20 protein-coding genes are annotated in these 21,334 nt (G+C 67.8%); 1 reads left to right on the top strand and 19 read right to left on the bottom strand.

The window, feature by feature from the left end; all coding sequences use genetic code 11:
- Window positions 1-35 precede the first annotated feature (35 nt).
- The 10 genes from AC5RWT_RS17535 to hisI all read right to left on the bottom strand — a co-directional run bounded on the left by AC5RWT_RS17535 (window position 36) and on the right by hisI (window position 14,028).
- On the bottom strand, window positions 36-1,496 hold the full coding sequence (locus tag AC5RWT_RS17535; protein ID WP_494081265.1) for a glutamate synthase subunit beta: 1,461 nt from the start codon (window positions 1,494-1,496) through the stop codon (window positions 36-38).
- A complete protein-coding gene (gltB, locus tag AC5RWT_RS17530) occupies window positions 1,489-6,120 on the bottom strand; it encodes a glutamate synthase large subunit (RefSeq protein WP_494081264.1) in 4,632 nt (1,543 codons plus the stop codon). The genes AC5RWT_RS17535 and gltB overlap by 8 nt, the downstream gene beginning before the upstream one ends.
- A 517-nt stretch (window positions 6,121-6,637) precedes the next feature.
- Window positions 6,638-7,771 carry a prolipoprotein diacylglyceryl transferase gene (lgt, locus tag AC5RWT_RS17525; RefSeq protein WP_494081283.1) on the bottom strand — a complete coding sequence of 378 codons (1,134 nt, stop codon included), beginning with the start codon at window positions 7,769-7,771 and terminating at the stop codon, window positions 6,638-6,640.
- Between the two features lie 97 nt (window positions 7,772-7,868).
- The gene (gene trpA, locus AC5RWT_RS17520) at window positions 7,869-8,672 is read right to left on the bottom strand and encodes a tryptophan synthase subunit alpha (RefSeq protein ID WP_494081263.1); all 804 of its coding nucleotides are present in this window, start codon (window positions 8,670-8,672) and stop codon (window positions 7,869-7,871) included.
- On the bottom strand, window positions 8,669-9,997 hold the full coding sequence (gene trpB, locus AC5RWT_RS17515) for a tryptophan synthase subunit beta (protein WP_494043933.1): 1,329 nt from the start codon (window positions 9,995-9,997) through the stop codon (window positions 8,669-8,671). Before trpB ends, trpA begins: the two co-directional genes overlap by 4 nt.
- A 92-nt stretch (window positions 9,998-10,089) precedes the next feature.
- Window positions 10,090-10,908, bottom strand: coding sequence for an indole-3-glycerol phosphate synthase TrpC (gene trpC / locus AC5RWT_RS17510; RefSeq protein WP_494081262.1), 819 nt, complete (start codon window positions 10,906-10,908; stop codon window positions 10,090-10,092).
- A gap of 2 nt (window positions 10,909-10,910) precedes the next feature.
- Entirely contained in the window at window positions 10,911-11,192 is a 282-nt protein-coding gene (locus AC5RWT_RS17505) for an HGxxPAAW family protein (RefSeq protein WP_494043935.1), read from the bottom strand.
- 119 nt (window positions 11,193-11,311) lie between these two features.
- A complete protein-coding gene (locus AC5RWT_RS17500) occupies window positions 11,312-11,956 on the bottom strand; it encodes a Trp biosynthesis-associated membrane protein (RefSeq protein WP_494081261.1) in 645 nt (214 codons plus the stop codon).
- Entirely contained in the window at window positions 11,953-13,524 is a 1,572-nt protein-coding gene (locus AC5RWT_RS17495) for an anthranilate synthase component I (RefSeq protein ID WP_494081260.1), read from the bottom strand. Before AC5RWT_RS17495 ends, AC5RWT_RS17500 begins: the two co-directional genes overlap by 4 nt.
- A gap of 66 nt (window positions 13,525-13,590) precedes the next feature.
- Window positions 13,591-14,028, bottom strand: coding sequence for a phosphoribosyl-AMP cyclohydrolase (gene hisI / locus AC5RWT_RS17490; RefSeq protein ID WP_494081259.1), 438 nt, complete (start codon window positions 14,026-14,028; stop codon window positions 13,591-13,593).
- A 109-nt stretch (window positions 14,029-14,137) separates the two neighbouring features.
- Between hisI and AC5RWT_RS17485 the strand changes: the two genes are divergently transcribed.
- Window positions 14,138-14,782, top strand: coding sequence for a TIGR03085 family metal-binding protein (locus AC5RWT_RS17485; protein WP_494081282.1), 645 nt, complete (start codon window positions 14,138-14,140; stop codon window positions 14,780-14,782).
- A gap of 3 nt (window positions 14,783-14,785) precedes the next feature.
- Here the strand turns inward: AC5RWT_RS17485 and hisF are convergent, their stop codons facing one another.
- The 9 genes from hisF to pnuC all read right to left on the bottom strand — a co-directional run bounded on the left by hisF (window position 14,786) and on the right by pnuC (window position 21,160).
- On the bottom strand, window positions 14,786-15,556 hold the full coding sequence (gene hisF, locus AC5RWT_RS17480) for an imidazole glycerol phosphate synthase subunit HisF (protein ID WP_494043939.1): 771 nt from the start codon (window positions 15,554-15,556) through the stop codon (window positions 14,786-14,788).
- A 17-nt stretch (window positions 15,557-15,573) separates the two neighbouring features.
- The gene (gene hisG, locus AC5RWT_RS17475; protein WP_494081258.1) at window positions 15,574-16,419 is read right to left on the bottom strand and encodes an ATP phosphoribosyltransferase; all 846 of its coding nucleotides are present in this window, start codon (window positions 16,417-16,419) and stop codon (window positions 15,574-15,576) included.
- 95 nt (window positions 16,420-16,514) lie between these two features.
- Window positions 16,515-16,778, bottom strand: coding sequence for a phosphoribosyl-ATP diphosphatase (locus AC5RWT_RS17470; RefSeq protein ID WP_494043941.1), 264 nt, complete (start codon window positions 16,776-16,778; stop codon window positions 16,515-16,517).
- An 89-nt stretch (window positions 16,779-16,867) separates the two neighbouring features.
- Window positions 16,868-17,353: a 6,7-dimethyl-8-ribityllumazine synthase gene (ribH, locus tag AC5RWT_RS17465; RefSeq protein WP_494081257.1), complete on the bottom strand. Its 486-nt coding sequence runs from the start codon at window positions 17,351-17,353 to the stop codon at window positions 16,868-16,870.
- A gap of 55 nt (window positions 17,354-17,408) precedes the next feature.
- Window positions 17,409-18,059 carry a GTP cyclohydrolase II gene (ribA, locus tag AC5RWT_RS17460; RefSeq protein WP_494081256.1) on the bottom strand — a complete coding sequence of 217 codons (651 nt, stop codon included), beginning with the start codon at window positions 18,057-18,059 and terminating at the stop codon, window positions 17,409-17,411.
- Window positions 18,049-18,723, bottom strand: coding sequence for a 3,4-dihydroxy-2-butanone-4-phosphate synthase (gene ribB / locus AC5RWT_RS17455; protein ID WP_494081255.1), 675 nt, complete (start codon window positions 18,721-18,723; stop codon window positions 18,049-18,051). The genes ribA and ribB overlap by 11 nt, the downstream gene beginning before the upstream one ends.
- Entirely contained in the window at window positions 18,720-19,346 is a 627-nt protein-coding gene (locus AC5RWT_RS17450; protein WP_494081254.1) for a riboflavin synthase, read from the bottom strand. Before AC5RWT_RS17450 ends, ribB begins: the two co-directional genes overlap by 4 nt.
- A complete protein-coding gene (gene ribD, locus AC5RWT_RS17445; RefSeq protein WP_494081253.1) occupies window positions 19,347-20,435 on the bottom strand; it encodes a bifunctional diaminohydroxyphosphoribosylaminopyrimidine deaminase/5-amino-6-(5-phosphoribosylamino)uracil reductase RibD in 1,089 nt (362 codons plus the stop codon).
- The gene (gene pnuC / locus AC5RWT_RS17440; RefSeq protein ID WP_494081252.1) at window positions 20,432-21,160 is read right to left on the bottom strand and encodes a nicotinamide riboside transporter PnuC; all 729 of its coding nucleotides are present in this window, start codon (window positions 21,158-21,160) and stop codon (window positions 20,432-20,434) included. Before pnuC ends, ribD begins: the two co-directional genes overlap by 4 nt.
- Window positions 21,161-21,334 lie beyond the last annotated feature (174 nt).

Here is a 21,334-nt window from a genome sequence, read left to right as displayed (position 1 = left end):
AATCAGAATGCGACGGGCGCGCAGGCCACGCCATACTAAGGCAGCACCGCGATCGGCCGGTCTTGCGGAGCAACCGGGGCGTGCAGCCGGGTGGTGCCGGTCAGCCACTCGTCGACGGCAGCGGCACAGGCGCGGCCTTCGGCGATGGCCCACACGATCAGGGACTGTCCGCGGCCGGCGTCGCCGGCTACAAAGATGCCTTCGGCACTGGTCATGTACCTGCCGTCCCGGCCGACGTTTCCGCGCTGGTCGAAAGCCGCGTCGACCTGCTCGCCCAGCGCGGCTTGCTCCGGCCCGGTGAAGCCCAGCGACAAGAGCACCAGGTCTGCCGGGATTTCCCGCTCGGTGCCGGGCTTGGGCACGCGCCCGCCTTCCACGTACTCGGTTTCGGCAACCTTCAGGGCAGTGACCACGCCGTTCTCGCCCACATACTCGACGGTGGAGGCAAGGTAGGTCCGTTCACCGCCCTCCTCGTGCGCGCTGGCCACTTCGAACAGCGTGGGGAACGTCGGCCACGGCTGATGCGCAGCACGCTCGGCCGGCGGCTGCTTGCCAATGGCCAGCGTGGTCACCGAGGCGGCCTGCTGCCGGTGCGCCGTGCCCAGGCAGTCGGCGCCGGTGTCGCCGCCACCGAGGATCACCACGTGCTTGCCCCGGGCGTCGATCTGGTCGGGAATAGACTCGCCGGCCACCACCCGGTTGGCCTGCACCAGGTAATCCATGGCGAAGTGCACGCCCGACAGCTCACGCCCGGGTATCGGCAGGTCCCGCGGCACGGTGGCGCCGGTGGCGATCACCACGGCGTCGTAGCGGCGGCGCAGCTGATCCCAGCTGATGTCCTTGCCCGCTTCGATCCCGGTACGGAAGCGCGTGCCCTCGACGCGCATCTGGTCCAGCCTGCGGTCCAGATATTGCTTCTCCATCTTGAAGTCCGGGATGCCGTAACGCAGCAAGCCGCCGATCTTGTCGTCGCGTTCGTAGACAGCCACGGTGTGGCCGGCCCGCGTCAATTGCTGAGCCACGGCGAGCCCCGCGGGTCCGGATCCGACGACGGCGATGGTGTGGCCGGTCAACCGTTCCGGAGCATGCGGCGTGACCCAGCCTTGGTCGAAAGCCTCCTCGATCACCGAGACTTCCACCTGCTTGATCGTCACGGCCGGCTGGTTGATGCCCAGCACGCAGGACGCCTCGCAGGGTGCCGGGCACAGCCGGCCGGTGAATTCCGGAAAGTTGTTGGTGGCGTGCAGCCGTTCAATCGCTTCCTGGCCCATGTCGCGCCAGGTCAGATCGTTCCACTCCGGGATCAGGTTGCCCAGCGGGCAGCCCTGATGGCAGAACGGAATGCCACAGTCCATGCAGCGGCCGGCCTGGCTGCGGAGCACGCCCTTCTCCTGCGCCTCGTAGACTTCTTTCCAGTCCATGATGCGCACGGGGACGGGACGGCGCGGCTGGGTCTCCCGTTGACGTACTTTCAAAAATCCGCGTGGATCAGCCACCGGTTACCTCCAGGATTCGGGTCCAGACAACGTCGCCGTCGGGGTCAAGCCCCTCGGTTTCGGCGTTCGCCCGGGCTTGCAGCACCGCCGCGTAATCGCGCGGCAGCACTTTGGTGATGCGGGTCAGGGTGTCTTCGAGTTCCTCAAGCAGCTGGCCAGCCAGCTCGGAACCGGTCTCCTCTGCCTGCTTCTTGAGCAGCGCGGCGATGGATTGTTCGTCCACGGCGTCCGGACGCAGCAGTTGCAGTTCCCCGCTGTCCACGCCCTGGGTGTTCAACCGGGCGGGATCCAAATCCAGCACGTAGGCCACGCCGCCGGACATGCCCGCGCCGAAGTTGCGGCCGGTAGGGCCCAGGACCAGGGCCACGCCGCCGGTCATGTACTCGCAGCCGTGGTCGCCGATTCCCTCGACGACGGCGGTGGCGCCCGAGTTCCGCACAAGGAACCGCTCGCCCACCTGGCCACGCAGGAACATTTCCCCGCTGGTGGCGCCGTATCCGATGACGTTGCCCGCAATCACGTTCTGCTCGGAGGCGAACGCGTTGGCCCGGTCCGGCCGCACAATGATCCGGCCGCCGGAGAGCCCCTTGCCCACGTAGTCGTTCGAGTCGCCGAGCAGCCGCAGGGTAATCCCGGCCGGCAAGAAGGCTCCCAACGACTGGCCGGCCTGGCCGGTCAGCGTGACGTCGATGGTGTCGTCCGCCAGCGCCTGGACGCCGAAGCGCTTGGTCACTTCGTGGCCCAGCATGGTGCCCACCGACCGGTCCGTGTTGATCACGTCCAGGCTGATCCGGACCGGCTCGCGCCGGGTCAGCGCGTCGGCGCTCATCGCGATCAGCTGGTTGTCGAAATGCTTGTCCAGTTCATGGTTCTGCGTCGTCAGGTTGCGCAGCGGGACATCGGCGTCGGAGCCGTAGCCGCGCAGGATCGGCGCCAGGTCCAGGCCGTCGGCCTTCCAGTGGTCGACCGCTTCGCGGGTGTCCAGCAGCTCGGCATGGCCGATGGCTTCTTCCAGGCTGCGGAAGCCCAGTTCCGCCAGCAGCTCGCGCACTTCCTCCGCGATGAACTCGAAGAAGTTCACCACGAACTCGGGCTTGCCGGTGAACCGCCGACGCAGTTCGGGGTTCTGCGTGGCAACGCCCACCGGGCAGGTATCCAGGTGGCAGACGCGCATCATGATGCAGCCGGAAACCACCAGCGGCGCGGTGGCGAAGCCAAACTCCTCGCCGCCCAGCAGGGCAGCGATCATGACGTCGCGGCCGGTCTTCAGCTGGCCGTCCACCTGCACCACCACGCGGTCGCGCAGTCCGTTGAGCATCAGTGTCTGCTGGGTCTCGGCCAGCCCCACTTCCCAGGGGGCGCCGGCATGCTTGAGCGAGTTCAGCGGACTGGCGCCGGTTCCGCCGTCGTGCCCTGAAACAAGGACGACGTCGGCCTTCGCCTTGGTCACGCCGGCGGCCACGGTGCCGATCCCGACTTCGGAGACCAGCTTCACGTGCACGCGTGCCGAAGGGTTTGAGCGCTTCAGGTCGTAGATCAGCTGCGCCAGGTCCTCAATCGAGTAAATGTCGTGGTGCGGCGGCGGCGAGATAAGGCCCACCCCGGGGGTTGAGTGCCGGGTCCGGGCCACCCAGGGGTAGACCTTCTGGCTCATCAGCTGGCCGCCCTCGCCGGGCTTGGCTCCCTGGGCCATCTTGATCTGGATGTCCGTGGCGTTCGTCAGATACAGGCTGGTGACGCCGAACCGGCCGGAGGCCACCTGCTTGATCGCGGACCGGCGCTCCGGGTCGAGCAACCGATCCACGTCTTCGCCCCCTTCGCCGGTGTTCGACTTGGCGCCGAGCCGGTTCATGGCAATGGCCAGTGTTTCGTGTGCCTCTTGCGAGATGGAGCCGTAGCTCATCGCCCCGGTGGAGAACCGTTTGACGATGCTGGAAACCGGCTCGACCTCCTCCAGCGGAACCGCCGGGCGGTCGCCGGACTTGAACTTCAGCAGCCCGCGCAGCGTCATCAGCTCCTTGGACTGGTCGTCCACGCCGCGGGTGTAGGCCTTGAAGACGTCGTAGCGGCGTTCCCGGGTGGAATGCTGCAGCCGGAACACGGTCTCCGGGTTGAACAGGTGCGGCGGCCCTTCCCGGCGCCACTGGTACTCGCCGCCGGTCTCCAGCGTGCGGTGCGGGTCCTCGATTCCGTCGGACGGGTAGGCCCTGGCATGACGGGCCGCGGCTTCTGCGGCGATGATGTCCAGACCGACGCCGCCCAGCAGGGACTGCGTGCCGGCGAAATACTGGTCCACCAGCGGCTGGGACAAGCCGATCGCTTCGAATGTCTGGGCTCCGCAGTAGGAAGAGACGGTAGAGATGCCCATCTTGGACATGATCTTCAGCACGCCCTTGCCCAGACCCTTGATCAGGTTCTGCACGGCCTGGGCTTCGGTCACGCCGGGCAGGTGACCGTTGCGCACCAGTTCCTCGCAGCTTTCCATCGCCAGATACGGGTTCACCGCCGAGGCGCCGAACCCGATGAGCACGGCAACGTGGTGGACTTCGCGAACGTCCCCGGCTTCCACCAGCAGCGAGATCTTGGTCCGGTTGGCGCTCTTGAGCAGGTGGTGGTGCACCGCGCTGGTCAGCAGCAGCGTGGGGATCGGTGCCCACTGGGCGTTCGAGTCCCGGTCGGAGAGCACAATGAATTTCACGCCGCGGTTGACGGCGCCGGAGACCTTTTCGCAGATTTCCTGCAGCCTGGCGGCCAGCTCGGAAGCGCCGCCGTCGGGTCGGTAGAGGCCGCGCACCTTCAGCGAGACGCGGTTGCCCTCTTCGTCTTCCATCGCGGTGATCTTGGCCAGTTCGTCGTTGTTGACCACCGGGAACTTCAAGGCAACCCGGGTGGTACGTACTCGGCCGGTGGCCAGCAGGTTGCCGTCCGGGCCGATCGACGAACGCAGCGACGTCACCAGTTCCTCGCGGATTGAGTCCAGCGGAGGGTTGGTCACCTGGGCGAAAGACTGCACGAAGTAGTCGAACAGCAGCCGGGGCCGCTTGGACAGCACCGCGATGGGAGTGTCTGTGCCCATGGCGCCCAGCGGCTCGGCCCCGGTGCGGGCCATCGGGCCCAGCAGGATCCGGAGCTCTTCGTGCGTGTAACCGAAGGTCTGCTGGCGCAGGTTGACCGATGCGGTGGTGTGCACCACGTGCTCGCGCTCCGGCAGGTCCTCCAGCCGGATCATGTTCTCCTTGAGCCAGTCACCCCACGGGTTGGCCGCCGCGACCTCGGCCTTAACTTCCTGGTCTTCGACCAGCCGTCCGGCCTCGGTGTCCACCAGGAACATCTTGCCGGGCGAGACCCGGCCCTTCTGGACCACCTTGGCCGGATCAACGTTGACCACGCCGACCTCGGAGGCCAGCACGACCAGCCCGTCCTCGGTCACCCAGTAACGGGCCGGGCGCAGCCCGTTGCGGTCCAGCACCGCTCCGACGAGCTTGCCATCCGTAAAGGACACGGCCGCGGGGCCGTCCCACGGCTCCATCAGCATGGAGTGGTACTGGTAGAAAGCGCGTCGCTCCGGATCCATCGTGGCGTGGTTTTCCCACGCCTCGGGGATCATCATCATGATGGCGTGCGTGATCGGCCGGCCGGAGAGCATCAGCAGTTCAGCGACTTCGTCGAATGAGGCGGAGTCGGAAGCCCCCGGAGTGCAGATCGGGAACAGCTCTTCCGGCGTATCGCCCAGCAGCGGGCTCTTCAGCTGCGACTGCCGGGCGCGCATCCAATTGCGGTTGCCCTTGACCGTGTTGATCTCGCCGTTGTGCGCGATGGTGCGGAACGGCTGAGCCAGCGGCCAGGAGGGGAAAGTGTTGGTGGAGAAGCGGGAGTGGACAATGCCGAGCTTGGTCTTGAACCGGGGGTCGGAGAGGTCCGGGTAGAAGGGTTCCAGCTGCGCGGTGGTCAGCATGCCCTTGTAGACGATGGTCTTCGATGACAGCGACGGGAAGTACACCCCGTACTTGTTTTGGGCGCGCTTGCGCACCCGGAAAACGCGGGCGTCCAGATCGTTTCCGGCGGCAGCGCCGGCGTCCAGGCCCAGGAACACCTGGACAAAATGGGGCATGCAGGACCGGGCCATGGCGCCGACCAGGTCGGCGACCACGGGCACTTCGCGCCAGCCGAGTACGGTGAGGCCTTCGGAGGCGGCCAGGGATTCCACGCCGTCCCGGGCTACCGCGGCTTCGGCTTCGTCGCTGGGCAGGAAGGCGGTTCCGGCCGCGTAATGGCCCGGCTCGGGCAGTTCGAAGCCCACCACGGCCCGGAAGAATTCGTCGGGAATTTGGGTGAGCAACCCGGCGCCATCACCGGTTCCTTCGTCGGCGCCGACCGCGCCGCGGTGTTCCAGATTGCGCAGCGCCGTCAGCGCCGCATCGACGATGTCGTGCCCGGGCTCGCCCCTGAGGGTGGCGATCACGGCCAGGCCGCAGGCATCCTTTTCGTTCGCGGGATCGTACAGCCCGGTCTGTTCCGGGTAGGCGGCGAAACGACTGAACGGCGATTGCACTGTGCTGTGCTGGTGCCCGTGTCCGCCGCCGAGGATGCGTGGGGTACTCGACCCCTTGAATGGAGGAGTCATCTGAACTTCCTTCTCCTAGATGTACGTGAGAAGGGGACGGCACTGGCCCCGCCCGGTTCAGCTTGCGGACAAGCCGGCCCGTGATGCACTGGAGATTCCGTGGCACACTCCCCCGGAACAGCTCACTCGATGTTCAGGGTTCGGATGGGGCCGCAAGGATAAACGGTGCGGTCGATCAGCCACGACCGCCGGGGACCGCACTAGTGGTGCGCCTTGACCGGCGGATTATCCACGTCAGTGTGGTCGGCACGCTGCATTTCTGCCTCCGGGCGGTAGTCCGGGATGGTGCGTACCTGTTCGTTCCGGTCTGCCGATGAGGGCCGACCGATCCGCAGAACCTCTCAGTTCTACGGTAGAGAGACGATAGCACGGCGGGAACCCTGTAACCCAGATTTTTCTGATATTTTAACGAGCGTTTTCCAGATTGTTAACAGCGGATTCTTAGCAAGGCGTCGAGACAGCACAAAGCCGCCGGAACGAACGCGTCTGCATTCGTTCCGGCGGCTTCTCGAAGTCGCTAGTCCTGGGCCCGCTTGTTCTCTGCCCCGTCGGCCCTCAACGGATCGGTGGCGCCCTGGGCGTCGGCGGCGGTGGGCTGTTCGCCATCCAAGCGTGGTTCTGCCGCGGGCGCTTCCCCGCCCGTCTCCCCCGCTGCCGGGGAAGACGGGTTGTCGCCGCGGGACGCAGGGAGAGCGTCGCTGCGGGAGGCAGGGACACCGTCGTCGTCCGTGGAAGCGTCCCGGCGCACCTCTGCCGCTTCCGCAGCCGGTTCCACGCTGTCCACATCCTCAGCCGGCGCCCGGCCCGGCAGGTACACCGAATCGGTCTCCGCGGTGCGCGGCTGCCGCGCGAGCACGATGAAGATCACCACGGCAGCGATCAGCAGCAGCAGCGACGTCCACACGTTCAGGCGCTGGGTGATGCCGGCGATGGTGATCATCTCTGCATCGTCGATGCGCAGCATTTCGATCCAGATCCGGCCGAGTGTGTAGAACGCGACGTACAACCAGAACAGCATGCCGCGGCGGAACTTGAAGCGCTTGTCCAGCAGCAGCAGCAGTGCCACGCCGGCGAGGTTCCACAGCGACTCATAAAGGAACGTGGGGTGGAACAACGTGCCCGGGGCCGCGTCGGCCGGGAAGTTGGGGCTGTCCGCGTCGATCTGCAGGCCCCAGGGCAGCGTGGTGGGCGCGCCGAAGAGCTCCTGGTTGAACCAGTTGCCCCAGCGCCCGATGGCCTGGGCCAGCAACACCCCGGGGGCCGCCGCATCCATGAAGGCCGGCAGCTTGATTCCCGCCCTGCGGCAGGCGATCCAGGCGCCCAGCAGGCCGAAGGCCACGGCACCCCAAATGCCCAGCCCGCCGCGCCAGATCTGCGGAATGAGGGCCAGGTCGCCGTTCGGACCGAAGTAGGCATCGGGCGAGGAGAAGACGTGGTACAGGCGGCCGCCGATGATGCCGAACGGGATGGCCCAGATGGCCGCGTCCCAGATGAATTCGTCCGGCCCGCCGCGGGCCTTCCAGCGGCGGCTGGTGAGCCAGAGCGCCGCCACAATGCCCAGCAGGATGCACAGCGCATAGGCGTGGATCGTGAGCGGGCCGATGCTAAATCCGGACCAGCCGGGGCTGGGGATGGATGCCGGGACGGCCATTGCAATAGTCGTGCTGTACACCAGATTCGTCCTCTAGGCCGAAGTTTGCGGGTCGGGGCGCGGCCGCGGGCGAGCCGCTGACCCACCGGTCATTCTGTCAGGCCCGGGCTGTGCCTTCGCTCAGCCGCGCCGCCAGTGCGCCCAGTGCTTCCACACCGGAGTGGCCGAGTTCGGCCACCAGCGCCGTGCCGACGATGGCGCCTTCGGCATAGGCGCCAATCTCCCGCACGTGCTCCGCGCTCGAGACGCCCAAGCCGACGCAGACCCGTTCGGCGCCGGCCTCGTGCGCGGCCTGGACCACTCGCTCGGCAGCGCTGGAGACATTCTCGCGGGCGCCGGTGACGCCCATGATGGACACCGCATAGACGAAGCCGCGGCTGGCCTTGACCGTCATGGCCATCCGTTCCGGCGAGGACGAGGGGGCGACCAGGAAGACCCGGTCCAGCCCGTACTTGTCCGAGGCCTCGAACCATTCGGCGGCCTCGTCCGGAATCAGGTCGGGCGTGATGAGCCCGGCGCCGCCGGCTTCTGCCAAGCGGCGGGAGAATTCGTCGACTCCCATGCGCATGACCGGGTTCCAGTACGTCATCACCAGCACGGCGGCGTCGCAGCGGGCGGTGATGCCGGCGACGATCTCGAACACCTGGCTGACCCGGAAGCCGTCCTTCAGCGCCTGGACCGTGGCGGCCTGGATGACCGCACCGTCCATCACCGGGTCGGAGTACGGAATGCCGATCTCAATGACGTCGGTGCCGTTCTCCGCCAGCGCGACGGCGGCATCGATGGTGGTCTGGACGTCCGGGTAGCCGGCGGGCAGGTAGCCGACCAGCGCGGTCCGGCCGGCGGCCAGGGCGCGGTCAATGGCGGCCGCGGACTTGCTCGTAGTGGTGGTATTGTTCACAGCTGCTCTCCTTCGGAGCCGATTTCGGCCTCGGCTGATGGCTCCGGCAAGAGGCCGAACCACTCGGCGGCGGTGGCTACGTCCTTGTCGCCTCGGCCCGAAAGGTTCACCACGATGATGACATCCTGCGGATTGTCCTTGCCCTCGGTCAGGCGCTTGCCCACCCGCAGCGCTCCGGCCAGGGCGTGTGACGATTCGATCGCGGGGATGATCCCCTCGGTCCGGCACAGCAGCCGGAAGGCATCCATGGCTTCGGTGTCGGTGACCGGTTCGTAGCTGGCCCTGCCAATGTCCGCCAGGTAGGAGTGCTCGGGTCCGACGCCGGGGTAGTCGAGTCCCGCGGAGATCGAATGCGACTCGATGGTCTGGCCGTCCTCGTCCTGCATCAGGTAGGAGCGTGCGCCGTGCAGCACACCGGGCCGGCCCAACGTGATGGTTGCGGCATGGCGGCCGGTGTCCACGCCGTCGCCGCCGGCTTCGAAACCGTACAGGGCCACCTTGCGGTCGTCCAGGAAGCCGTGAAAGATGCCGATCGCGTTGGATCCGCCGCCGATGCAGGCACAGACGGCGTCCGGCAGGCGGCCGGTCTGATCCAGTATCTGGGCGCGGGCTTCCTCGCCGATGACCTCATGGAAGTAGCGCACGAGCGAGGGGAAGGGATGAGCCCCGGCCGCGGTGCCCAGCAGGTAGTGGGTGTTCTGCACGTTGGCTACCCAGTCGCGCAGCGCTTCGTTGATGGCGTCCTTGAGTGTCTGTGACCCGGCGGTGACGGGCACCACGGTAGCTCCGAGCAGTTCCATCCGGGCAACGTTCAGGGCCTGCCTGCGGGTGTCTTCGGCCCCCATGTAGACCACGCACTCCATGCCGAGCAGGGCGGCCGCGGTGGCGCTGGCCACGCCGTGCTGGCCGGCGCCGGTCTCCGCGATGATCCGGGTCTTACCCATGCGCTGGGCCAGCAGGGCCTGGCCCAGCACGTTGTTGATCTTGTGCGAGCCGGTGTGGTTCAGGTCCTCGCGCTTGAGGAAGATCCGGGCGCCACCGGCATGCTGGGAGAAGCGCTTGGCTTCGGTCAACAGCGAGGGCCGCCCGGAGTAGTTCTTATTCAGCTCGGCGACCTGGGCGATGAACTCGGGGTCGGCCTTGGCCTTTTCGAAGGTGTCTTCCAGCTCGTCCAGCGCCGCAATCAGGGATTCGGGCATCCAGCGCCCGCCGAAGGCGCCGAAGTACGGGCCGGGGGCATGGCGCAGGCTGCTTCCGGCGAGGAAGGCGTCGGCTGCTTCCTGTGGGTTTCCGGACTCTGCCGGGGTGTCGGGGCTCTGCGTCATGGCGGTCCTGTCTAGTGCTGGAGGCAGGCCGCGGAGCCACGGATGGCCGCTGCCTGCCCCTGAAGGATTCTTACGTCGTACGGGCCGTTGCCTCAGCGGCGGGCGGCAACGGCTTCGGAGCCGGCCGCGCCGAATTCGGCAACGGTTGCTTCCGGATCACCCATCGTGACCAGTGCTTCGCCCACCAGGACGGCGTTGGCGCCCTGGCTTGCGTAGTCGCGGACATCTGCCACCGAGCGGACGCCGGATTCCGCCACCACCACCGCGTCGGCCGGAATCCTGCCCGCGAGCTCCGCGAACACCGAGCGGTCCACGTCCAGCGTCTTGAGGTTGCGGACGTTCACTCCGATGATGCGTGCGCCAACGGCCACGGCCCGGTCGATTTCCTCGGCGGTGTGCGTCTCCACCAAGGCGTTCATGCCCAGTTCGTGCGTGAGGGCCAGCAAAGCTTTCAGCTCGGCATCGTCCAAGGCGGCGACGATCAGCAGCACCAGGTCCGCACCGTGGGCGCGGGCCTCGAAGATCTGGTATTCCTCAACGTTGAAGTCCTTGCGCAGCAGCGGCAGGTCCACCACGGCGCGGACGGCGTCGAAGTCGGCCAGCGAGCCGTTGAACCTGCGCTGCTCCGTCAAGACGCTGATGACGGCGGCCCCGCCGCGTTCGTAAGCAGCGCCCAGCTCGGCAGGATCGGCGATCGAGGCGAGCTCTCCCTTGGAGGGGCTCTTGCGCTTGACCTCGGCGATCACCTTCAGCGCCGCACGGGGTGAATCGTTGCCGCCTAGGGCTGCGTAGGCGTCACGCGGTGCGGGCGCTTCGGCGGCCAGTCGCTTGATCTCCGCGAGCGGTACCTGGGCGCGCCGGGATTCGAGGTCTTCCCGGACCCCAACGATGATGTCGTCGAGAACGGTCACGCTCAGTGTCCGCTGCCCTGGATCTTGCTGCCGTCCACGCCGTAGCCGGCCTTCTTCATGATCCAGCCAGCGATCAGGCCAAGGAAGATCACGACCACGCCGGCCCAGAAAATCACGTTCGACGCCATGGCGAAACCGATGCCGGACACGATGGAGCCGGCGATCATGATGAACACGCAGGTCCAGGCGGCGGGGCTGTTGCCGTGGCCGATGACTTCGTCGTGGATGCTGCCTGCCGGATCCGTCTTCATTGCGGTTTCGGTGGTGGAGGCGTGGTTAGCCATGATGTTTCTCCCTCTAAACGGTTCTGCTACTTCATTCTGCCATTGTTTAGCGGCATGGCAGGCCAGTGTGACACGCCGGCCGGCGGCCCGGCTTCCCGTCCGGAGCCGGCGCCGGCGGTTCAGTCGGTCGGGTCCTCGCCGCGGCTGAGCTGGTCCCAGCTGTCGATTTCGTCGACACTGCCGGCCCGGTCGGAGGGCATGCCGTCGGCCTGCCGCTCAGCGGCCGGCACGTACTTCTTCGACGCCGCCCAGGACCGGCCGGCCAGCACCAGCCAGATGGCCGTCGCCACCAGTAGGATCCCCGCGACGGTCGCGAGGTACGGAAAGGCAGTGACGACGACGGCGGCCTCTCCCCCAATCTGGCCCGTTGCCTCGCCGATGCCGGCCGAGGCGGCGGCCGTGGGATTGGCGATCACGGCCAAGCTCGCTGCGGCAATGCCGATGCCGGCCGCTGCCAGCAGCACGGCGATCACGATGCGCGCAATCCGGCCGGCAATGGACGCCGCCAAGGCCGCGGCCAGCGCCACCAGGGCCAGGGCCGTCACGGCGGTGGCGGCATCGCTGCCGGCCACGCTGACGTCCGGTGTCTGGACCCTGGTTCCCGGGAGATGGGCGGTGAGCCAGGTCTGCGTCGTTGTCCCGAAGGCGGCCAGGGCGACCGCGACCGCGGCGAGCACCACCATGCCCTTGCGCTGCCAACGCGACCCGCCCGTCCCCTGCCCGGGCGCCTGGCCCTCGGCCGGTGTGGTCTTGTCTTCGCTCATTGCTGCCCCTTCACCGGCACGTGCGCCGGGTTGGCCTGGTGCAGCCGCGCCGCCAGCGTCACCGCCCGCAGCGGAGCTGCCGCCTTGTTCACGGTCTCGAGCGCCTCGGCCTCCGGCTGGGAGTCGGCCACGATCCCGCCCCCGGACTGGACGTAGGCGGTCCCGCCGCGCAGCAGCGCGGAGCGGATGGCGATGGCCATGTCCATGTCCCCGGCAAAGTCCAGGTAGCCCACCACGCCGCCGTAGACGCCGCGGCGGTGTGGTTCGAGTTCATCCAGCAGCCGCAGCGCGCGCGGTTTGGGGGCGCCGGAGAGCGTTCCGGCCGGGAACGTCGCGGCCAGCACGTCGTAGGCGGTCTTGTCCGGCGACAGCCGGCCCACCACGGTGGAGACCAGGTGCATGATGTGGCTGAACTTTTCCACTTCCATGAACTGGGTGACGTCGACGCTGCCGGGCTTGCAGACCTTGGAGATGTCGTTGCGGGCCAGGTCGACCAGCATCAGGTGCTCGGCGCGTTCCTTCTGATCCGCCAGCAGTTCCTCGGCCAGTTCCTTGTCATGCTCCACGCTGTGCCCGCGCGGCCGCGATCCGGCGATCGGATGCGTGATGACTTCATCGCCGGTCACGGTGACCAGCGCTTCCGGGGAAGATCCCACGATCGAGTAGCCCACGCCGTCGGCGTCTTCCAGGCTGAACAGGTACATGTAAGGGCTGGGATTGAGGTTCCGCAGCACCCGGTAGACGTCCAGCGCCGTGGCCGAGCATTCGGCCTCGAACCGGCGGGAGATCACCACCTGGAACACTTCGCCGTCGACAATTGCTTCCTTGCCACGATCCACGGCGGCCAGATACTTATCCCGGGCCCAGCGGTGGGTCACACTGTTCATCAGGTCGTCGGTTGCCAGCGCGGAGTCTTCCAGCACGGACACCTGCTGCGCCAGCGGTTCGGCCAGTTGGGCCAGCATGTGCTTGGCCCGCTTGACGGCATCCAGCCATGCCTCGTCGACGCGCTCGTCCCGGTTGTCGAAGTTGATCGCATTGGCAATCAGCGTGACCGTGCCTTCGGCGTTGTCGTGCACGGCCAAATCGGTGACCAGGTTCATGGCTAGTTCGGGCAGGTTCAGATCGTCCTCCGGCGGGGAGGTCAGCTTCTCCCAGTGGCGCACGGCTTCCCAGCCGACGAAGCCGACCAGCCCGGAGGTCAGCGGCGGCAGCGATTCGAAGCGTTCCGTGCGCAGCGCCTCCACGGTGGCGCGCAGCGCCTCCACCGGGTTGCCGTCGCGCGGCACGCCCACCGGCGGCTCGCCCAGCCAGTGCGCCTGTCCGTCCTTGGTGGTCAGCGTCGCCCGCGAATGGGCCCCGATAAACGAATAGCGCGACCAGACGCCTCCCACGGCAGCGGATTCCAGCAGGAAGGTGCCCGGCCGCTCGCCCGCAAGTTTGCGGTAGATCGAAATCGGGGTCTGGTCATCGGCGAGCACCTTGAGGGACACCGGGATTACCCGTCGGTTCCGCGCCAGGGTGCGGAATTCTTCCAGGCTGGGGCTGATGACTCCGAGGTCCTGCATGCGTTATCCGTCTTTCGCTTCAGTCGCTGATCAAGCTGGGGTTGGAAAAAGGGGCCGGCAGCTTCTTCAGCTGTCCAGCGCTGGTGTCTCGTCCGACGCCTGACGGCGGCCGGCAACAGCGTCGAGGTCGCGGCCGTCAAAGCAGGTGCGGGTGCCCGTGTGGCAGGCCGCCCCCACTTGGTCCACCCGGACCAACAGGGCATCGCCGTCGCAGTCCAAGGCCACCGACTTCACGAACTGCACGTGCCCGGACGTATCGCCCTTGCGCCAGTATTCCTGCCGCGAGCGTGAATAAAACGTCACACGGCCGCTGGTCAATGTGCGGTGCAGCGCCTCATCGTCCATCCAGCCGAGCATCAGCACCTCGCCGGAATCGAACTGCTGGACCACCGCGGCCACCAGGCCCGCGGAGTCGCGTTTGAGCCGCTGGGCGACGGCAGGATCGAGGGCCGTCGGAGCGGCGGCGGGCGGCAGAGTCTTCGGGGAATCAGGCTGGGACGACATCCCTACAAGTCTAGTGCCAAGTCCCGGTGCCCCCTGCCCGCGCCAGGACGGCTTGGACGGACCGGATTTGCGGCCCGAAAACGGCGCCTTCGTGCTAGGTTCAGAAGTGATGCATTACGTAAATCCGTCCCGTGAAGTCCTGGCCGAGACCTTGCTGGCTGCCGGGCCGGATTCGCCCACCCTGTGCGCGGGATGGAAGACGGCGGAGCTTGCCGCGCACCTCTATATTCGCGAACACCGGGTGGGTGCAGCCCTCGGGCTGGCCTTTAAGCCGCTCGCCAAGGTTTCCGACGTCGCCACCAGGAAGACGGCGGACAAGGCCCGTGCCACCGCCGGCTACGCCAAACTGGTGGAAGCCTTCCGCGCCGGGCCGCCGGCCATGTCGCCGTTCAAGGTCCCGGCCCTGGATAACGTGGCCAATCTGGTGGAATTCTTCGTCCATACCGAGGACGTGCGCCGCGCCACCGACCGCTGGGCGCCGCGCGCCCTGGACGAGGACTACTCAACGGCGCTGTGGGACGACTTGGTCAAGCGTGCCGCGCTGTTGTACCGGGGAGTGGACCTGGGCATCGTGCTGGTCCGTCCGGACGGACCGCGGCACGTGGCCAAGCGCGCGCCGGTTTCGGTGGCCATCGTCGGAGAACCCAGCGAGCTGCTGATGCATGCCTTCGGCCGCACCAAGCATGCCTTGGTCACCTTTGAGGGCCAGCCCGATGCGCTGGCCCTGCTGGAGAGCGCCGAAATCGGCCTCTGAATCTCAGCGGACCGGGTAGCCCGCGTCCCGGATGGCCTGCTTGACCTGGGCAATCGCGTCGTCGGGACCAAAGTGGAACACCGAGGCGGCCAGCACGGCGTCGGCTCCGGCGGCCACGGCCGGCGGGAAATGCTCCGGCTTGCCGGCGCCGCCCGAAGCGATCAGCGGTACGTTCACGGCGGCCCGGACGGCGCGGATCATTTCCAGGTCGAACCCGTCCTTGGTGCCGTCGGCGTCGATCGAGTTAAGCAGCAGCTCCCCCACGCCGCGCTCCGCTGCTTCCTTCGCCCACTGCACCGCGTCGATCCCGGTGCCCCGGCGGCCGCCGTGCGTGGTGACTTCGAATCCGGAGGCTACCGAGGGATTGTCGGTGCGGCGGGCATCCAGGGAGAGCACCAGCACCTGTGAGCCAAAATGGCGGGTGATTTCGTCAATCACGTCGGGCCGGGCAACCGCGGCGGTATTGATCGCGGCCTTGTCGGCTCCGAACCGCAGCAGCTTGTCCACATCGGCGACTTCCCGCACGCCGCCGCCTACGGTCAGCGGGATGAACACTTCCTCGGCGGTGCGGGCCACGACGTCGAACGTCGTTTCACGGTTGCCGGAGGAAGCGGTCACGTCCAGGAACGTCAGCTCGTCGGCGCCGGCACGGTCGTACCGGTGCGCCAGCTCCACCGGATCACCGGCGTCGCGCAGGCCTTCGAAATTAACTCCCTTGACCACACGTCCGGCGTCGACGTCGAGGCAGGGGATAACGCGGATGGCAACAGTCATGGCTTACTCCGGAGCGATCAGATGCGGCAGGCGTGGATGGTGCTGACCAGAATGGCCCGGGCACCGAGATCGTAGAGCTCGTCCATGATCCGGTTGGTCTGGTTCCGGCGGACCATTGAACGCACGGCCACCCAGTCGGTGTCGCGCAGCGGCGAGACCGTGGGTGATTCCAGACCGGGGGTCAGCGTCGCGGCGGCATCCACCAGATCCTTGCGGATGTCGTAGTCCATCATCACGTATTCGCGGGCCACAATCACACCGCGCAGCCGGCGCATCAGCACTGCCAGCCCGGGCGGAGGGGCCTCACCGGAGCGGCCGATCAGCACGGCCTCGGACTTCAGGATGGGGTCGCCGAAGATCTCCATGCCTGCGGCGCGCAGCGTGTTGCCGGTTTCCACAACATCGGCAATCGCATCGGCAACACCCAGGCGGACGGAGGATTCAACCGCTCCGTCCAAGCGGACGACGGAGGCTTCGACGCCGCGCTCGGACAGGTAGCTGCGCAAGAGCCCGTCGTAGCTGGTGGCCAGGCGCTTGCCGTTCAATTGCTCGGCGCGGGAGAACTCCCCCACCGGGCCGGCGAAGCGGAACGTGGAGGTCCCGAACCCGAGGTTCATCAGCTCCACCGCCTCCACCTGGGCGTCCAGGAACAGGTCGCGGCCGGTGATGCCGACGTCCAGGGTGCCGGACCCTACATAGACGGCGATGTCGCGGGGGCGCAGGAAGAAGAACTCAATATCGTTGTCCGGGTCGGTCATGACCAGTTCGCGGGTGTCGCGGCGCTGGCGGTAACCGGCTTCCCCCAGCATGGCGGAGGCGGCCTCGGACAGGGATCCCTTGTTGGGAACAGCTACACGGAGCATGTGAAAGTCTTTCTGGAATCGGCTCGGCCGCAGCGCGGCCTTCAAGGATGGGTCGGCCTGGGTCCGGGCGGGGCGACGACGAGGGCGGCGTCCCGCTACAGATGCTTGTAGACGTCCTCCAGCTGCAGTCCCTTGGCGATCATCAGGACCTGCAGGTGGTACAGCAGCTGGGAGATTTCCTCGGCGGCGGCTTCGTCGGTTTCGTATTCGGCTGCCATCCAGACTTCGGCGGCCTCTTCGACGACCTTTTTCCCGATCCCGTGGATGCCGGAATCCAGCTCGGCTACCGTACGGGAGCCCTCCGGGCGCTGCTGCGCCTTGTCGCTCAGTTCCGCAAACAGGGATTCGAAGGATTTCACGCCCTTTAGCCTACGTCAGGAGCGCGCGACGGCGACAAACCGCCATCCCCATTGTGACGAAGAACCCCTCCGGCGCGCCGGGCTGCCGCTCAGACGCCCATGCCTCGGAGCGTGGCCGCGGTCGTCAGGGCCGCGGTGACCGCTTCGTGCCCCTTGTCCTCGGTGGAGTCCGCCAGACCTGCACGGTCCAGGCCTTGCTGCTCCGTATCGCAGGTGAGCACGCCGAAGCCCACCGGCTTGCCGGTCCGGACGCTGACCTCGGTCAGGCCCTCCGTGGCGGCCTGGCACACGTATTCGAAGTGCGGCGTGCCCCCGCGGATCACGACGCCGAGCGCCACCACTGCGTCATAGTGCGGGGCCAGGCGGGCGGCTGCCACGGGCAGCTCGAAGGCGCCGGGCACGCGGACCACGGCAGGGTCGTCGATCCCCGCCTCGGAGGCCGCGCGCAGGGCGCCGTTGACCAGACCGTCCATGATCTGGGTGTGCCAACTGGCGGCGACAATGGCGAGCTTCAGCCCGCCGGTCGCCTCCTGCAGGCCGGTGATGTCGATGACTGGGGCTCCGTGTCCGCTCATGTTCTTCCTTCGTGAATGTTGTGTCAGTAGTGGATGTGTGGCCGGGGCGCAGGCGTCAGCTCTGCTGCACCGGTGTGGTCTGCAGGACGGCCAGCCGGTGGTCCATCCGGTCCCGCTTCGTCTCCAGATAGCGGCGGTTCTGCTCGCGGAAGGGAACTTCAGCGGTCACCATCTCCACCACCTTGATCCCCAGTGCTGCCAGAGTCACGCTCTTGACCGGGTTGTTGCTCAGCAGCCGGATGGACCCAATGCCCATGGCTCGCAGGATGGCAGCCGCAGCCGAATAGTCGCGCGCATCCACGGGCAGCCCCAACTGCTCGTTGGCTTCCACGGTGTCAGCGCCGGCTTCCTGCAGGGCGTAGGCCCGCATTTTGTTGGCCAGTCCGATGCCGCGCCCCTCCTGGCCTCGCAGGTACAGGACGGTTCCGCCTTGCTCGCCGATCAGCCCCAGCGCCTGTTCCAGTTGTTCGCCGCAGTCGCAGCGGTAGGACGCGAACACGTCCCCGGTCAGGCATTCGGAGTGCAGCCGGACCAGCGGCTCGGCCGCCGGCTGGACTGGTGAGGTGATGCTCAGGTGCTCCACGCCGGTGGCGGCATCCGTCCAGGCCTGCGCCGTGAAGTTGCCGAAGCCGGTGGGCAGCTGGACCGACGGGCCGGCCTCGACCGTCGCGGCCGGCGCCTTTTCGCGGATCTTGTCAGTGGCCACGGTCCGCCGCCTTCGAAAGGGAGGCCGGGGCCGGTGCCCCGGACAGGTGGTTCGCGAGGTCCTCGATCGAGACCAGCGGGCAGTTGTGTTCGTCGGCGAAGGCGCGCAGGGCCGGCAGCCGCATCATGTCCCCCTCGTCATGCACCAGCTCGGCGATGACGCCGACCGGCGCCCGCCCGCCCAAGCGGCACAGGTCCACGGCGGCCTCGGTGTGTCCGCGCCGCGCCAGCACTCCGCCGTCGACCGCGCGCAAGGGAAAGACATGGCCGGGCCGGGTCAAGTCCGCGGCGGTGCTTTCCGCCCCGGCGAGCACCGATGCGGTGCGCGCCCGATCCGCGGCACTAATCCCGGTGGTCACACCGGCGGCAGCATCGCAGGACACCGTATAGGCCGTGCCCTTGGCATCCTGGTTAACCTCGACCATCGGCGGCAGCCCCAGTTCGTCGGCGCGGGCCGCCGCGAGCGGCACGCAAATGACGCCCGACGTATGGCGGATGGTCCAGCCCATCAGCTCGGGGGTGGCTGCGTCCGCGGCGAAGATGATGTCGCCCTCGTTTTCCCGGTCCTCGTCATCAACGACCACGACGGCGCGGCCCGCGGCGATCGCCGCCACGGCGGATTCGATGGTGTCGAGCGCGATCCGCGGCTCCACCGCGGCGCTCATGACCGGGCTCCCGGGGTAAAGGCCAGCAGGCGCTCGGCGTACTTGGCCAGCACGTCCACTTCCAGGTTCACCGTGTCGCCGGGCTGCTTCGCGCCCAGCCCGGTGTCGGCCAGGGTGGTGGGAATCAGGCCCACTTCGAAGAACTGCGTCGCCGCTGCTGCATCGCTGACCGAGGTAACCGTCAGCGAGACGCCGTCGACGGCGATGGACCCTTTCTCCGCGATGTAGCGGGCCAGCTCCTGGGGTACGGTGAAACGCAGCCGTTCCCAGTCGCCCAGGTCCTCGCGTTCAGCCAGCGTGACCACGCCGTCCACATGCCCTTGGACCACGTGGCCGTCCAGCCGCCCGCCGGCCGGCACGCAGCGTTCCAGGTTGACACTCTGTCCCGGCTGGAGCGAGCCGGTGGTGGTGCGGGTGAGCGTCTCGCCCATCACGTCCACGCTGACCCGGCTGCCGTCCAGCGCGACGGCGGTGAGGCACACGCCGTTGACGGCGATCGACCCGCCGAGCCCGAGGCCGGGTGCCGTCCGGGGCGCGGTGAAGGTCAGCACGGCGCTGTCGGTGGCCGGACTCAGGTCCAGCGATTCAACCCGCCCTTGTTCGGCGATGATTCCGGTAAACATTCACTTGCCTTTCTGGGTGCCGCGGAACGGCAGGGGTTCAAGGTGCAGGCGCAGGTCAGCGCCCAAGGTGCGGGCAATGCCGCCGGCGCTATCCCAGCGCCACCGGCCTGCCTCGGTCAGTGTCCCGATGCCGAGGTCGGACACCGCGCGGGTGCCGGCACCGAGCATCAGCGGCGCCAGATAGAGGACCAGTTCATCGACCAGGTCGGCGCGCAGGAAGGCCGAGGCAATGGTGGCTCCGCCTTCGATCATGGCGTGGTCAACACCACGCCCGGCCAGGTCGGCCAATACTTCGGCGGGATCATGCGTGGCCAGCTGCAGGAAACGGCCATCGGTGCCGCGGACTGCCACGTCTGCGGGCACCTTCCGGCGCCCCATCACGACGCGCAGGGGCTGGCCGGGAGTCTCGGCTCCGGCCCGGTCCCGGGCGGTCAGCCGGGGGTTGTCGGCGGCGATGGTTCCGTTTCCGGCGATGATCGCATCCGCGCGGGAGCGGATGCCGTGGCTGTCGGCTCGGGCTTCCTCCCCGGTGATCCATTGGCTGGTGCCGTCTGCCGCAGCGATCAGCCCGTCCACCGTCTGGGCGATGTGCAGCGTGGTGAACGGCCGACCTTCCCGCCGGGCCTGGAACCAGCGGTGGTTCAGCTCCTGCGCCTGCTGCGGCATCAGCCCGGTGCGGACGGCGACGCCGGCTGCGGCCAGCCGCTGGGCTCCGCCGGCGGCCTGGTCGGTGGGGTCGGCCGCAGCGTAGATGAGCGAACCGACGCCCGCTTCCAGGATGGCGCCGGAACAGGGGCCCGTGCGGCCGCGGTGATTGCACGGCTCCAGGGTCACCAGCATGGTGCAGTCCGCCAGCTCGGCTTCGCGCCCCGACGGCACGTTCGCCAGCGCATCCACTTCGGCGTGCGGCGTGCCCGCTCCCCGGTGGTACCCGGTGCTGAGCACCTCGCCGCGCGGGTCGATGATCGCCGCTCCCACCAAGGGATTTGCCCCGCGCACGCCCTGCCCGGCGGCCCGGAGTGCCAGCTCCATGCCGCGCTGCTCCGCCGTCGAAAATTGCTGGCTGATGCCAGCGGCTGGCTGGCTCATGGCACACGCACCGGCTCGTCGTCGCCGCCGGCCCGTGCCGGCTGCCCGATTCGCGGATCGGGGTGCAGCGTCTGCACCTCGGGCTTGGCCTGTGCATTGGCCCGCCACCAGACGAAGAATCCGACCAGGGTGAAGCCGCCGTAGAAGAGATACATGAAGGCGCTGGCGTAGTAGCCGGCGCTGAACAGCAGCGGCACGCCCACAATGTCCACCGCGACCCAGATCAGCCAGAATTCAACCCAGCCGCGCGCCATGCCGTAGGTGGCCAGCAGCGAACCGACGAAGGTCCAGGCATCGGCCCACACCGGCTCGTAGGACCCGAGGGCAGCGAAGACCGGTGTCAGGGCCACAGTGCCCAAGAGCAGTGCCGCCACCAGGCCCACACGCGCCTTGGCGCCGGCCCACTGCGGGGTAATGGCGGTGCCGGTGCCGTTTCGGGCGGCGCGCCAGCGGTTCCAGCCGTAAACTGCCACCGCAATGAACATGATTTGCCGGCCGGCCTGTCCCAGCAGGTTGGCCGTGCTGGCCGAGCCGAACAGCGAGCCAAGGAAGACGGTCAGCAGCAGGAGGTTGCCGACGATGCCCACCGGCCAGGCCCATACTTTTCGGCGCATGCCGCCGAGGGCGCTGAGGAGTCCAAAAATGTTTCCCAGAACTTCGCGCAGCAGCAGTGAGCTGCCGGCAACGGGAATCTGAGCTTCAAAGAGCCACCGCAGAAAATCCATGCCGTTCCTTTCGAGCCGCGGCGGCTCCGGGGGAACGACAGTGCGGTAGGTCCGGGCGCTCCGGGTTAACGGCCAGTGACCGTACCCGGTGGCCCATGGCTGCCACCTGTACGTGCTTCTCCCATCCAGACTTTAACTGTCGGTACCGGAATTCCACCGGTTCAACCGTTGCCT

Source organism: Arthrobacter sp. Dra40 (assembly GCF_059091905.1).
The sequence above is the reverse complement of the archived record's forward strand: the minus strand, read 5'-3'. Positions and strand labels throughout refer to the sequence as shown.